This window comes from Acetobacter vaccinii (assembly GCF_008365315.1).
GTDB lineage: Bacteria > Pseudomonadota > Alphaproteobacteria > Acetobacterales > Acetobacteraceae > Acetobacter > Acetobacter vaccinii.
On record NZ_CP043506.1, the window covers coordinates 1855480 to 1868879 of the forward strand.

General features: G+C 61.3%; 10 protein-coding genes. 2 read left to right on the forward strand and 8 right to left on the reverse strand.

The genetic code is table 11. The features are described 5' to 3' along the window. Positions 1-73 precede the first annotated feature (73 nt). Positions 74-472 (forward strand): hypothetical protein, encoded by a 399-nt coding sequence (locus FLP30_RS08330; protein WP_149279405.1) that lies wholly within the window; start codon positions 74-76, stop codon positions 470-472. Positions 473-598: 126 nt separating this feature from the next. Here FLP30_RS08330 and FLP30_RS08335 read toward each other — a convergent pair whose 3' ends face one another. Next, positions 599-1216, reverse strand: coding sequence for an IMPACT family protein (locus FLP30_RS08335; protein ID WP_149279406.1), 618 nt, complete (start codon positions 1214-1216; stop codon positions 599-601). 216 nt (positions 1217-1432) lie between these two features. Here FLP30_RS08335 and FLP30_RS08340 point away from each other — a divergent pair, with 216 nt between their 5' ends. Then, on the forward strand, positions 1433-1813 hold the full coding sequence (locus FLP30_RS08340) for a hypothetical protein (protein WP_246856472.1): 381 nt from the start codon (positions 1433-1435) through the stop codon (positions 1811-1813). A gap of 48 nt (positions 1814-1861) precedes the next feature. Here FLP30_RS08340 and FLP30_RS08345 read toward each other — a convergent pair whose 3' ends face one another. The 7 genes from FLP30_RS08345 to ftsZ form a co-directional block, all read right to left on the reverse strand. Next, complete coding sequence (locus FLP30_RS08345; RefSeq protein ID WP_149279408.1) at positions 1862-2686, reverse strand: pyruvate, water dikinase regulatory protein; 825 nt, start codon at positions 2684-2686, stop codon at positions 1862-1864. A gap of 54 nt (positions 2687-2740) precedes the next feature. Continuing rightward, a complete protein-coding gene (gene ppdK / locus FLP30_RS08350; protein ID WP_149279409.1) occupies positions 2741-5416 on the reverse strand; it encodes a pyruvate, phosphate dikinase in 2676 nt (891 codons plus the stop codon). Between the two features lie 201 nt (positions 5417-5617). After that, the gene (gene ligA / locus FLP30_RS08355; RefSeq protein WP_149279410.1) at positions 5618-7738 is read right to left on the reverse strand and encodes an NAD-dependent DNA ligase LigA; all 2121 of its coding nucleotides are present in this window, start codon (positions 7736-7738) and stop codon (positions 5618-5620) included. Further along, positions 7735-9456, reverse strand: coding sequence for a DNA repair protein RecN (gene recN / locus FLP30_RS08360; protein WP_149279411.1), 1722 nt, complete (start codon positions 9454-9456; stop codon positions 7735-7737). The genes ligA and recN overlap by 4 nt, the downstream gene beginning before the upstream one ends. A 182-nt stretch (positions 9457-9638) precedes the next feature. Beyond that, complete coding sequence (locus tag FLP30_RS08365) at positions 9639-10658, reverse strand: outer membrane protein assembly factor BamD (protein WP_149279412.1); 1020 nt, start codon at positions 10656-10658, stop codon at positions 9639-9641. Positions 10659-10756: 98 nt separating this feature from the next. Continuing rightward, on the reverse strand, positions 10757-11737 hold the full coding sequence (gene lpxC / locus FLP30_RS08370; RefSeq protein WP_149279413.1) for a UDP-3-O-acyl-N-acetylglucosamine deacetylase: 981 nt from the start codon (positions 11735-11737) through the stop codon (positions 10757-10759). A gap of 154 nt (positions 11738-11891) precedes the next feature. Next, positions 11892-13388 carry a cell division protein FtsZ gene (ftsZ, locus tag FLP30_RS08375; RefSeq protein WP_149279414.1) on the reverse strand — a complete coding sequence of 499 codons (1497 nt, stop codon included), beginning with the start codon at positions 13386-13388 and terminating at the stop codon, positions 11892-11894. Between the last annotated feature and the right edge of the window lie 12 nt (positions 13389-13400).

Consider the following 13400-nt stretch of genomic DNA (forward strand, 5'->3'; position numbering starts at 1 on the left):
AGCATGCCCACTGTGGCCAGAGCCGCAGGGTGGGCAGGATCATCATTTTCTGAGTTCGCGGGAGTAATACGCGATGGTGTCGCAGCGTAAACCTTTTGTGGCCGCCCTGTGTGGCCTGTGCGTGGGGGCTGTCGTGTCCGTTGGGGTGTCGCCCGCCCATGCGGACCCAGGGCTGGTGCCCGGTGATGGTGTCTCGTTCTCCCAGGGCGGGATGGATACCGGCACATCCAAGGGCCAGTCGTCTGAAAAAAAGACCGTGCATGGCCACCGCAACCTGCCCCCAGGGTATCAGGATGCTCCGTCGATGGACTTCCAGCATGGTGATGACCCTGACCATCTGGCCAAAGTGCAGCGCGACCCTGTGACCGGGGCTGATCTGTCCCGTTATGGTTCGGCCTATCAGAGCTCCGGCCCGTTTGGGAGCGGTCAGGTGGGTGATGCTACCGGCAACGGCTGGGTTATTCCCCGCTAATAAGCAAACTGTTTAAACGCAGGGCACGGGCAGGCACATCCAGAGTGTGCTGCCAGCCTCTGTGTGCCGTGGAATCGGCAGCCACTGTTGATCCAGCAGTGAGTCCATGCGGTTGAGACCGTATTGTCAGGCCATGATGGTGTCTGTTGAGGGCTCCACCACGTCCACGCATGTCTGTCCTCTGGTCATATCAGTAATGCGGTGGGTGATGTCATCCTGCCACTGGGCGGGTATGGTCAGCACGAAACGTGCGCCAGTGGCATCAAACACGGGTGGGTCACTGTCCACGCCCCATTCCGGCAGGCGAGCCTGCACAAGCCCGATAAGAGAAAACGGGCAGTGGAAAGTCAGGCGAATACGCTCGATCAGTTCCTCTTTAGGGGCTTCACGTAGGCATTCGGCGGCAGTGCCTGCATAAGCCCGTACCAGCCCACCGGCACCAAGCTTGATCCCGCCAAACCAGCGGGAAACAACAATGGCCACCCGGTCCAGTTTCTGGGCCACCACGACCTGGAGAATGGGCCTGCCAGCCGTGCCTGAAGGCTCTCCCGCATCATGGCAGCGGCAGTGCGGGCCTATCTGCCAGGCCCAGCAGTGGTGGGTCGCGTCTGGTCCGGCAGCGGCAATGCGGGCAATAAAGTCCTCGGCCTCCTGCACGGTACTGACAGGCATGGCGCTGGCCAGAAAACGGCTCTTTTTAATGTCACGCTCGAGCGTGTGCGGGGCGATGAGCGTTTCTGTCATGACACGGATATTACAGGTTTCGTTTTTGTGGCGACAAGGCCAGGTGGCCCCTTCACCCCTGCTTTTATGGGGGTGCTGATACGTTTGGTTTTAAAACTGCACCTGCAAGGCTTGTGGTGTGCCCAGTCGCGCAGGATAAAGGGTGGCAGGCATGGCTTGTCGGGCAGCGCATTTGGTGCAGCCCAGACGCACGTAAAAGAAAAGGATAGAGTGGACATGCTGCCTATATTACGGAAGGGCCGCCTTGTTCTGGCAGGTCTGTGTGTGCTGGCGCTGCCACCGTTGGTCAGCGCCGCCTGGGCGGAAGATGCGCCGGACAAAGAGGCCGACCCCGATACCCCAAACCCTGCCGCCATGCGTAGCCTTGCCAGCAAGCCGCCTTTGCCGCGTGCCCACAAGGACTTTAGCAAATATCGGTTCTGCCCACCGGGCGACAAGATTAAGGAACAGCCCGATAGCAACCGCCTGTTGTTCTGGACCCAGGACGGCAAGCCTGATGGCTATGCCCAGCGCCGCGGGAGCAGCATTATCTATTACAATGCTCAGGGGCAGGCGATCAGGGTACAGCGGCTGACTGCGGAAGAACTGGCCGACTGAAGCACCGTGGCACCCGTTCCTCTGTCAGGCCGGGTGCCACGTTATTGTTCAGGCTCCCTCGATCAGGTCGAGGATGGCAGCAGATGTTTCCTCGATCGAGCGACGGGTCACATCAATCACAGGCCAGTTGTGGCGGCGGCACAGGCGACGCGCCCAGTGCAGCTCTTCCTTCACCTTTTCAAGGTCCACATAGGCATAGTCGGCCACAGCGGTGGCATGGTGTTTGCCCGGCACCATCTGCGACAGCCGGTTACGGCGGATCTCGATCAGGCGTTCGGGGTCGATTGTCAGACCAACCACTGGCTTTTTGGTGCTGAACAGGCTGTCTGGGGGTTCTATGCCCATAACCAGCGGCACGTTGGCGGCTTTTAGCCCCCTGTTGGCCAGGTAGAAGCAGGTCGGGGTTTTGGACACGCGGGAAACGCCAACCAGAATGACATCGGCATTGTCCAGGCCTTTGACTTCCTGCCCGTCATCATGCGCCAGCACGTAGTGCATGGCCTCAATGCGCTGGTAGTAGTTTTCGTCCATGATGTACTGGCCGCCAGGGTGGCGTGTAGCCTTTTCCCCGGTTTCTTCGGTCAGAAAGTGCAGGGCGTTGTCCAGCACGTCCAGCAGGCGGACCTGCAGGCTGGCGCACCCGGCTTCCATATCCGCCTGGAGTGTGGGGTCTGTCAGCGATGACATGACAGGCCCACGCTCGCGCGCGATATTACGCAACACCCGCCGAAGCTGAATTTGCGTGCGAACAAGGTTCCAGTGCCGCAGCCTGACATCCGTGTTGGGGAACTGTGCGATACAGGCCCGCGCAACGGAGTCCAGTGTCTGCCCCGTGGCTTCGGATACAAGATGGAGGGTGAGGGTTTTTTGCATGGTGTTCCATTGAAAAATGGCCGCCCCTGGGAGGGAGCGGCCATTTTATCATGCTCAGGCTTTGACGGCCTTGTTGCTTTTTGCCGCAAGCGCGGCCTGCGCTGCGGCCAGTCGGGCTACTGGAACCCGGAAGGGTGAGCAGGATACGTAATCCAGCCCCACTTCCTCGAAGAAGGAAATGGAGAGCGGGTCGCCCCCGTGCTCACCGCAGATGCCCAGCTTCAGGTCGGCTTTGACGGCACGGCCCTTTTCCACACCCAGACGCACCAGTGCGCCAACGCCTTCACGGTCGATGGAGACGAAGGGGTCCTGCGGCAGCAGGCCTTTTTCCACGTATTCCGGCAGGAAGGAGCCAGCGTCATCGCGGGACAGGCCCAGCGTTGTCTGCGTCAGGTCGTTGGTGCCGAAGGAGAAGAAGTCAGCGCTCTGAGCGATCTGGTCGGCTGTAATGGCAGCGCGGGGCAGTTCGATCATGGTACCGATCTTGTAGTCCAGCGTGGCCTTGCGTTCAGACAGCACGGCGGAAATCACGGCTTCACAGGCTTTGCGGACCAGGTCCAGCTCTGCCTTGGTGCCAACCAGCGGGATCATGATCTCAGGGATCACGGCCTTGCAGGTTTCAGCAGACAGGTCCAGTGCAGCTTCCGCAATGGCGCGGACCTGCATGGCGTAGATTTCCGGGTAGCTGATGCCAAGGCGGCAGCCACGATGGCCCAGCATCGGGTTGGCTTCTGACAGGGCAGAGCGGCGGTTGCGCAGGCTTTCCACGTCCTGGCCCAGAGCCTTGGCCACGTCCTGCAGTTCGGCTTCACCATGCGGCAGGAACTCATGCAGCGGCGGGTCGAGCAGACGGATCGTGACAGGCAGGCCAGCCATGATGCGGAACAGGTCGGAGAAGTCAGCACGCTGGAAGGGCAGCAGGGCATCAATGGCCTTGGCGCGCGCACCTTCGTTGTCAGCCATGATCATCTGGCGGACATGCCCGATGCGGTCAGGGCCAAAGAACATGTGCTCCGTACGGCACAGGCCGATCCCTTCTGCACCGAAACGGCGGGCCGTTTCTGCATCTTCAGGGGTTTCGGCGTTGGCGCGCACACCCAGACGGCGCACGGCATCGGCCCAGCCCATCAGGGTGGAGAAGTCGCCCGACAGGGTCGGCGGAATGGTGGGAACGCGACCGTTAAAGACAGCGCCCGTGCCACCATCAAGGGTGATCCAGTCGCCAGCCTTCAGGGTCTGGCCATCAACCGTCATGGTCTGCTCGGCGTAGTTGACAGCAATGCTGCCAGCGCCAGCAACGCACACGCGGCCCATGCCACGGGCAACCACAGCCGCGTGGGAGGTCATGCCGCCACGGGTTGTCAGCACACCACGAGCAGCGTGCATGCCGTGCACGTCTTCGGGGGAGGTTTCAACACGGACAAGGATCACATCCTCACCCTTGGCAGCGCGGTCTTCCACGTCCTCGGCAGAGAAGGCGATCACACCGGTGGCAGCGCCGGGGGAGGCGGGCAGACCACGGGTCAGCAGCTGGCGCTCGGCCTTGGGGTCAAGGATCGGGTGCAGAAGCTGGTCGAGCGATGCGGGCGGCACGCGGGTGACAGCTTCTTCCTGCGTGATCAGGCCTTCCTTGGCCATATCAATGGCCACGCGCAGGGCGGCAGCGGCGGTGCGCTTGCCCGAGCGGGTCTGGAGCAGGTACAGCGTGTTGGCCTGAACCGTGAATTCAATGTCCTGCATGTCGCGGTAGTGGCGTTCAAGCAGATCACGGACCTTCAGCAGTTCCTGGTAAGCGCCCGGCAGGGCCTTTTCCATGGAGAACTGGCCTTCAGCGGCGCGACACTCAGCCATGGGCTGCGGCGTGCGGATACCGGCCACAACGTCTTCACCCTGAGCGTTGATCAGGTATTCACCGTAGAAGATGTTTTCGCCAGTGGACGGGTCACGCGTAAAGCAGACGCCGGTCGCACAGTCGTCGCCCATGTTGCCGAACACCATGGACTGCACGTTAACGGCAGTGCCCCAGCTTGCGGGAATGTCATGCAGCTTGCGGTAGGTGTTGGCGCGGGGGTTCATCCAGGACCCGAACACGGCACCAACGGCACCCCACAACTGGTCCTTGGGGCTTTCGGGGAAGGCAGCGCCGGTCTCTTTTTCGACGATCTGCTTGTAGCCTTTGACAACTTCCTTCCACTCTTCAGCGGAAAGGGCGGTGTCGTCTTCCTTGCCGACAGCGCGCTTGACCTGTTCAAGCAGGTCTTCAAAGCGATGGTGGGACACGCCCAGCACCACGGAACCATACATCTGAATGAAGCGGCGGTAGCTGTCCCACGCAAAACGTGCATCGCCCGAAGAGCGGACAAGGCCTTCAACCGTGCTGTCGTTCAGCCCCAGGTTAAGGACGGTGTCCATCATGCCAGGCATGGAAACGCGCGCACCGGAGCGGACGGAAACCAGCAGGGGGGCTTCGGAATCACCAAAGCGCAGGCCCATGCTGGCCTCGATCTTGCCCATTGCGGCTTCAATCTGGGCTTCGAGGTCGGCGGGGTATTTCCGTCCGTTTTCGTAAAAGGCGGTGCAGACTTCAGTGGTGATGGTGAAGCCGGGGGGCACGGGCAGGCCAATGTTGGCCATTTCTGCCAGGTTGGCGCCCTTGCCGCCGAGAAGATTGCGCATCCCGGCGTTGCCTTCGCTCTGGCCCGCACCGAAACTGTAGATCCACTTGGTCATGTTTGCCGTTCGCTTCATTACTGTGCGCAGCGGAGCCAAAGTTCCGATTGAAGGGGGGAGGCAAGGTTGCTCAACCGGGACGATAGGCCGGACTGCACACGTGTTTTTTTTGGTTTTGGACGACGAGATCAACCCCTTCGCTGACGCCCTTAGCATGATGTTGGCGCGCTAGTCGAGCGATCTCTGCCGTTTTTGGGCCATTCAGGACTGGCTGTCGGCCAGTATGGGCGTGCCAGAGCAAAAGGCGTTCCATTGGGCTTCGTCCATGGTCTGCACCCCCAGTTCCAGAGCTTTTTTTGCCTTGGACCCTGCTTTTTCACCCAGCACGACAAGGTCGGTCTTTTTGGACACGGAATCAGACACCTTGGCCCCCATGCGCTCCGCCGTTGCTTTGGCTTCGGGGCGGGTCATGGTCAGCAGCGTGCCGGTGAATACGACGGTCTTGCCTGCCATAGGCCCTTCGGCGGCGGGGGTTTCGTCCGTTATGGTCAGGCAGGCCCGCAGCGCGGACAGAACCTCGCGGTTATGGGGTTCCGCCACAAAGGCTACGAGGTCTTCTGCAATGGCGCTGCCGATGCCGGTAATGGAGCCCAGTTCCAGCCGGGCGTCCGACCCTATGATGCTAGCTGCGCGCATCTGCTCCAGCCATGTTTCGTACGAGCCATAGTGCCGGGCCAGAAGCCGGGCATTGCTGGACCCCACCCTGCGGATGCCCAGGGCATAGATAAAGCGTGCAAGGGAGATTGTGCGTTTGCTGTCGATGGCAGCCAGAAGATTGCTGACAGACAGTTCCCCCCAGCCGTCGCGTTTTTCCAGTTCGGCGGCGTGGGTGTGCAGGGCAAAAATATCGGCAGGCGTGCGGATCAGCCCCGCGTCATGGAATTCATGGATACTGCGCTCACCCAGCCCTTCGATGTCAAACGCCAGGCGTGAGACAAAATGCAGCAGGCGTTCCACGGCCTGGGCCGGGCAGGTCAGCCCGCCGGTGCAGCGGCGCACGGCTTCACCTTCTGGCCGAATGGCGACGGCACCACAGGCAGGGCAATGGGTGGGGAACTCAAAGGGGGCTGCCCGGTCGGGGCGTTCCAGCGTGGCTGGTGTGGCCCCCAGCACCTGGGGAATGACATCCCCCGCCCGCTGGATAAAGACACTGTCGCCCGGCCGGATATCCTTGCGGGTTATTTCGTCCTCGTTATGCAGGGTTGCCCGTGTGACAAGGACCCCCCCGACATTGACGGGGTCCAGATGGGCAACAGGGGTGAGCGCGCCTGTGCGCCCGACCTGAATTTCAATGTCACGCAGGGTGGTTGTGGCCTGTTCGGCCGGGAATTTCCATGCCGTGGCCCAGCGGGGCGCACGGCCAGCAAAGCCCAGACGTTCCTGCAGGGCCAGATCATCGATCTTGTAAACAACGCCATCAATATCATACGGCAGGGCGGCCCGCTGGTTGGCCACTGTGGCAAAGAAGTCTTCTGCCTCTTCTGCCCCTGTCATGCGCTGGGACAGTGGATTGACGGGAAAGCCCCATGCCCGGAGGCGTTGCAGGTAGTCCCAATGGCTGTCGCCCATTTTTTCGGAGCAGAAGCCCAGTGCATAGGCAAACAGCGACAGCGGGCGTTGGGCGGTAATGGTGGCGTCAAGCTGGCGCAGGGAGCCTGCGGCTGCATTGCGAGGGTTGGCAAACAGGCGCTTGCCTGCGGCTTCCTGTGCAGTGTTCAGTGCCAGAAAATCCGCTTTGGATAAAAAGACCTCCCCCCGAATTTCGATCAGGGCGGGATAGGGGGCAGTCAACTGGGTGGGAATATCCCGCAGGGTCCGCAGGTTTGCGCTGACATCTTCCCCTTCCGTGCCATCGCCGCGTGTCGTGCCGCGCACAAAGACGCCATTTTCATAGGTCAGGCTGATGGAAAGCCCGTCGATCTTGGGTTCGGCTGTCAGGCAGAGGGGGGCGTCAGTATCCGTGGGCAGGCCAAGGAAGCGGGCGGCCCTGGTCATGAAGGCCTCAAAATCCTCGCGGTTGAACACGTTGTCCAACGACAGCATGGGCACAAGGTGCAGGTGCTTGCCAAAAGTGCTGTCGGGTGCAGCACCAATGGCATCTGCCGCACTGTTGGCAGGTTTTGCCGTAGGGTGCAGGCCCACAATGGCATCATAACGCTGGCGCAGGGCATCGTATTCAGCATCGCTGATTTCTGGCGCATCGTTGTGATAATAGGCGGTGTTGTGGTGGGCCAGCAGGGTGGCAAGGCGTTCCAGTTCGGCACGGGCCTGTGCGGTGTCCAGGTCGGCAGGTGCTGGCAGGTGTGTGGTGGTCGATGTCATGTATGCGGTTCCAGCAGGCTGGCGGCTGCGGCACGGGCCGCGTCTGTTATTGTGTCGCCCGCCAGCATCCGGGCAATTTCTTCCTTGCGCTCGGGGGTGCTTAGCGGTGTGGCGTGCGTGTGTGTCTGGCCGTTACGCGTGATTTTGCCAATACGTAAATGGGCATCCGCACTGGCAGCAACCTGCGGGCTGTGGGTTACGGCCAGGACCTGCACCGTGCTGGCAAGGCGGTGCAGGCGCTCGCCAATGGCTGCGGCGGTGGCACCACCAACGCCTGCGTCAATTTCATCAAAGATCAATGTGCCGATACCGGACTGACCGGCCACCACAAGCTTTATGGCCAGCATCAGGCGTGACAGTTCCCCGCCAGAGGCCACTTTGGCCAGCGGGCCAGGGGGCTGGCCGGGGTTGGCGGCAATCAGGAATGTAATCTGCTCCATGCCCTGCCTGTTCCATTGTTCGGGCAGGAGGGGCTGAATTTCAACAAGGAAGCGGGCTTTCTCAAGCTTGACCGGCTTGAGTTCAGCCGTGACGGATTGCTCCATACGTCGGGCCACGGTCTGGCGTGTGGTGCCCAGTTTTTCGGCAATGCTGACAAAGGCGCTGCGGGCGGTGCTGACACTTTGTTCCAGCGCGGCTAGTTGGGTGGTGCCGTTTTCCAGCGCGCTCAGGCGGGCCTGTAAGCCTTGGAGCAGTGTTGCCAGGTCATCCACGCTGACATGGTGCTTGCGGGCGGCTGTGCGCAGGGCAAACAGCCGTTCTTCCGTATCCTCCAGCATGCGGGGGTTTGTGTCGGTTTCTGCTTGCAGGCGTTCCAGCAGGCCTTCGGCTTCGGCCAGAGCATTTTCTGCGTTTTCTAGCGCCGCGAGGGCTTCTGTCGCACGGGTTTCCTGCGTGTCGGATGGTGGGGTATCGTCCTGACTGCCGGGGGCGGGCAGGAGGCGCTGCAAGGCGCGGCTTGCGGCCCGCAGGGCGGCTGCGGGGCCAGATGAGCGTCGGTCGCGAGGGGTCAGTTCGCTCAGGGCTGCGGCTACGGCCTCCCCACGGCGTTCGGCTTGTTGCAGGGCGTGGCGCTGGCGGGCCAGTTCGCTTTCCTCACCCGGTTGCGGGGCCAGGGTGGAGAGTTCATCGACCGTATGGCGCAGCCATTCTTCTTCCCGCGCGGCTTCTTCCAGCGCGCGGCGGGCTTCTTCCAGTTCTGTTTTAAGCGCCTGCCAGTGGGTAAATGCTTCGGCAACATCATCTTGCAGGGCTTGGGGCACGCCATAGGCATCCAGCAGGCCACGGTGGGTAGTGGCGTCGGCCAGACCCATCTGTTCGTGCTGGCCCTGAATTTCAATCAGGGTGCCAGCAATGCGGCGGAGCAGGGTTAACCCGACTGGTTGATCGTTGACCCAGGCGCGGGACCGTCCCTCGCGCGAGATCACGCGGCGTAGGACGATGTCTTCCCCCCGGGCGACGTCCAGCCCCTGTTCGGCCAGAATGGTAAAAGCCGGGTGTTCGTCAGTGGTGTCAAAACAGGCGCTGACACGGGCTTCCTGCGCGCCTGCGCGCACAAGCCCTGCATTGGCCCGTTCGCCCATGGCAAGGCCCAGACTGTCCAGCAGAATGGATTTGCCTGCCCCGGTTTCCCCCGTCAGGGCGGTAAACCCAGGGTGTAGGGGCAGTTCCAGGGCTTCGATCAGAACTACGTCTCTGATGGAAAGATGTGTCAGCATCACGACATTCCGGCTGTTTGGCTCGTGCATGAGGGGTCGGAGACCAAGCCAGTGCCCAGAACTGTGGCTGAACGGCGTATTGCCTACGCCTGTGGGCGGACACAAGCCTGGCGACCCCGGAGGGTAGCTTGACCTATATGTTCCTGTTGTGTTCTTACTTCAAGAAAAAAACCGGGCCGCTGTTATTTTTTCTGGCTGCTATCCGTGGCGCCTTGAGGGGCTGCAACAGGTTCTGCCTTAACGGGCGAGACTGGTGCTTTTTTGATAGCCATGGGCTGAGGTGCCCGGGCAGGCGCAGCAGCAAGAGCACTGGGTGCCGGGGCTGTACCTTTTTTGGCACCGGCCAGATCAGCCTGCGTTTCCGCCGCTGTGACCAGCTTGCCGGGCAGAGGTAGTTTGCCGTCCAGCAGTTTATGGCTCTTCAGCTTGTTATAGGCATAGTGGTACCACTGGCTACCGGGATAGTTGTAGCCCAGCACTGTGGCGGCTTTGCGGGCCTGATCCACCAGACCAAGGTCCAGATAAACTTCGACCATACGTTCCAGCGCTTCAGGCACATGGTTGGTGGTCTGGAAGTCCTGGATCACGCGCTGGTAGCGGTTGACGGCCGCTTCGTAATTGCCTTCGCGCTGATAGTACCGGCCCACAAGCATTTCCTTGCCCGCCAGATGGTCGCGGCAGAGGTCAATCTTCAACTGGGCATCGCGGGCATATTTGGTCTGCGGGAAGCGGGTGATTACTTCCTCCAGCGCATCCATGGACTCGATGGTGCCCTGCTGGTCACGCTGCACATCGGCAATCTGCTCATAAAAGCACAGGGCGCGCAGGTAATAGGCGTAGGCGGCGTCCGGGCTGGTCGGATGCAGGCTGATAAAGCGGTTGATCTGCTGCACGGCATCGGGGTAGCGGCCCTGCAGGTAGTAGGCATAGCCTTCCATAAGCTGGGCGTTGGCAATGTAGCCAGAATATGGATAGTTCTGCTGCAGGCTCTCAAACTGGCTGGCAGCCAGTGGGAAGCGATGCGTCTGCAAGGCATCGATGCCGTCGTTGTACAGTGTCTCGGGCGGGGCAATCCGTGGTGTGGCGGGCGGCTTGCTGTCACTGAAAAGCCCGCAGCCACCAAGCCCACTCAACAATGCAGTGGCGAGCAGGCGCGGCAGAACGTGGCGGGCTGACAGGGGTTTCACAGGGAGATCAGACATACCGGCCCTTCGGATAGAGACGAGACCTTATAGCATGCCAGACGACCAAGAAAAGTCAGGAAAAACAGTTTGCCATGCCTTGTCATGAATTAAAGCGGTCAGGCGGCAGCAGCACTCGCTGCTACGCTTCCCACCTCTCGCCATGCGCTGTGACGGGCAAAAAGTTTCCGCAAAAGCTGGTTGTTCAGGCCATGGCCCGAGCGATGGCCCCGCAGACGGGCCTGCAATACCCCACCGGCAAGGTAAAGATCGCCCACGGCATCAAGCATTTTGTGGCGGATAAACTCATCCGGGCTGCGTAATCCGCTGGGGTTGAGAACGTGCTCACCATCCACCACCACGGCATTGTCGAGCGACCCGCCGCGCGCCAGACCAGCCTGGTGCAGGGCGTCTATTTCCTCACGCAGGGTAAAGGTGCGGCTGGCAGCCAACTCGGTGCGGAAGGATGTCGGGGTCAGGTCCAGCGTATAGGCCTGCCGCCCAATGGCACGGGCTGAAAACTCAATGCTGAGGGAGAGTGACAGGCCGGGGCTGGTGCTGGGCAGCAGTTCCACAAAAGCGTTGCCATGCTCGACCCGCACAGGCTCAAGCACTTCAAACATCTTGCGGGGCAGAGTCTGCTGCGTGCGTCCTGCACAGTCGAGCAGAAAGACAAAGTCGGTGGAGGACCCGTCAAAAACCGGCACCTCAGGCCCGTCCACCAGCACCAGAACATTGTCGATCCCACAGCCGTTCAGGGCGGCCATAAGGTGCTCGACTGTGGCAATGCGGTTTTCTGGGTGGGCCTGCTGCCCCAGTACGGTGCTCAGGCGGGTATCAATAACGCTGTCGTAGCGGGCAGGCAGGGGGGCGGCCTGTGGCAGATCGGTACGCTGGAAAACAACACCGTGGCCCACCGGGGCGGGCTGGAGGCTGATCCGAATGGACTGGCCTGTATGCAGGCCTATCCCGACTGCGGAAATGGCATGGCGGAGAGTATGCTGCATTGGCAATGACTGCTGTGTCTGGCGTCGCGGGCGGAAAGTGTGGTGTTCTGCCACGCTGGTGTGCGGCGCTGTGTCTATCGGCAGGCTGTCCATGGTGCGGGCATCCGATCAGTCATGTAGGGCATCGTTGATTGCATAACGTTTAGGTGCTGCGCGGGATTGATGCGAGTCACTGATTATTGCGGTCCATTACACAAAAAAAGCCGCACATCCGGGTGGAATGTGCGGCTTGCGGGAATACTAGGCGTTAGCGGCGCAGGAAGGTCGGGATTTCAAGCCCGTTTTCCCCATCGCCCGAGCGCAGGCCATTGCCCTGTTCCGCCTGGCTGATGGTCGGCTGGGCCTGCGGTGTGGGCTCCTGACGGGTGCCATCGGGTGCACGGCGGAATGCACCGGTTACGCGGCCAAACAGGCTGCGTGATGCCGTGTCCTGCGGCGGGTAGGGGGCAGGACGGGGTGGTTCCGTAAACAGGTTGGCATGCTTTGATGCCGCAGGGGCGGCGGGTGCCACCGCTGCGGGGGCTGCGGCAACTTGACCCGGAATGGTGTGGGCCGGGGGGGCTGTCGTGCCAGTTGTAGGAGCTGCCTGTACCGGCTGGCGGGGCAGCGGGGCAGCCGTTGGCTCCACAGGTTTGGGGGCCGGTGCCGCTGTGGTTGCGGACGGAGTATGGGCAGGCTGGCTGACAGCAGGCCCGGTACCGGTTGCCTGAACCGGCACTTCTGTCGGGGCTTCGTTTTCAACCGGTGTCAGGTGCCCGCCATCGCTGCCTGCGGGAATATCAATGCCCGTTGCAACCACAGAGACGCGCAGGCGACCGCTCATTTTTTCATCAATGACGGTGCCGAAGATCATGTTCGCATCTTCCGGCACTTCGCGGCAGACACGGTTGAAGGCTTCTTCCGCTTCGAAGAAGGTCATGTCCTCACCACCGGTCACATTGACCAGCAGGCCCTTGGCGCTGGACATGCAGGTGTCTTCCAGCAGGGGGTTGGAAATGGCGGCTTCGGCGGCTTCGACGGCGCGGTTTTCACCTTCGGCCTGACCGGTGCCCATCATGGCCTTGCCCATTTCCGCCATGACGCTGCGGATGTCGGCAAAGTCGAGGTTGACGTAACCGCGTTCCATCATCAGGTCCGTCACGCCGCGCACACCCATGTTCAGCACTTCGTCAGCCAGTTTATAGGCTTCGCGCAGGGTGGTGCGTTCGTTGGCAATGCGGAAGAGGTTCTGGTTGGGGATGACAATCAGCGTATCAACATACTGCTGCAGGTCTTTGATGCCGTCATCGGCAACACGGGCGCGGCGCTTGCCTTCGTAGGCGAAAGGCTTGCTGACAACCCCGATGGTCAGGATGTTACGTTCCCGCGCCATGCGCGCAATGACAGGGGCCGCACCCGTGCCGGTGCCACCGCCCATACCGGTGGTGATGAACACCATGTGCGCGCCGTCCAGATAGCGGGCAATTTCATCCGCTGCTTCCTCTGCCGCGGCACGGCCAACTTCCGGCTTGGCCCCGGCACCCAGCCCGTGGGTCAGGTGCGGGCCAAGCTGGATGCGGCTTTCGGCCAGGCTGCGGGCCAGACTCTGGGCATCGGTGTTGGCAACAACAAAATCAACACCTTCCAGATTGGAGGCAATCATGTTGTCAACCGCGTTCGTGCCACCACCGCCAACGCCGATTACTGTTATCTTCGGCGAAAAATCCGAATGCATCTGGGGAGGAACGGTAAGGTTGAGCGTCATGGAGCATCTCCC

Excerpts from the sequence above, each read along its gene's own strand:
- FLP30_RS08365 (WP_149279412.1), bottom strand. The coding sequence starts at position 10,658 with ATGTCTGATCTCCCTGTGAAACCCCTGTCAGCCCGCCACGTTCTGCCG.
- FLP30_RS08345 (WP_149279408.1), bottom strand. The coding sequence starts at position 2,686 with ATGCAAAAAACCCTCACCCTCCATCTTGTATCCGAAGCCACGGGGCAG.
- ligA (WP_149279410.1), bottom strand. The coding sequence starts at position 7,738 with ATGACATCGACCACCACACACCTGCCAGCACCTGCCGACCTGGACACC.
- ftsZ (WP_149279414.1), bottom strand. The coding sequence starts at position 13,388 with ATGACGCTCAACCTTACCGTTCCTCCCCAGATGCATTCGGATTTTTCG.
- FLP30_RS08330 (WP_149279405.1), top strand. The coding sequence starts at position 74 with ATGGTGTCGCAGCGTAAACCTTTTGTGGCCGCCCTGTGTGGCCTGTGC.
- FLP30_RS08335 (WP_149279406.1), bottom strand. The coding sequence starts at position 1,216 with ATGACAGAAACGCTCATCGCCCCGCACACGCTCGAGCGTGACATTAAA.
- FLP30_RS08340 (WP_246856472.1), top strand. The coding sequence starts at position 1,433 with ATGCTGCCTATATTACGGAAGGGCCGCCTTGTTCTGGCAGGTCTGTGT.
- recN (WP_149279411.1), bottom strand. The coding sequence starts at position 9,456 with ATGCTGACACATCTTTCCATCAGAGACGTAGTTCTGATCGAAGCCCTG.
- ppdK (WP_149279409.1), bottom strand. The coding sequence starts at position 5,416 with ATGACCAAGTGGATCTACAGTTTCGGTGCGGGCCAGAGCGAAGGCAAC.
- lpxC (WP_149279413.1), bottom strand. The coding sequence starts at position 11,737 with ATGGACAGCCTGCCGATAGACACAGCGCCGCACACCAGCGTGGCAGAA.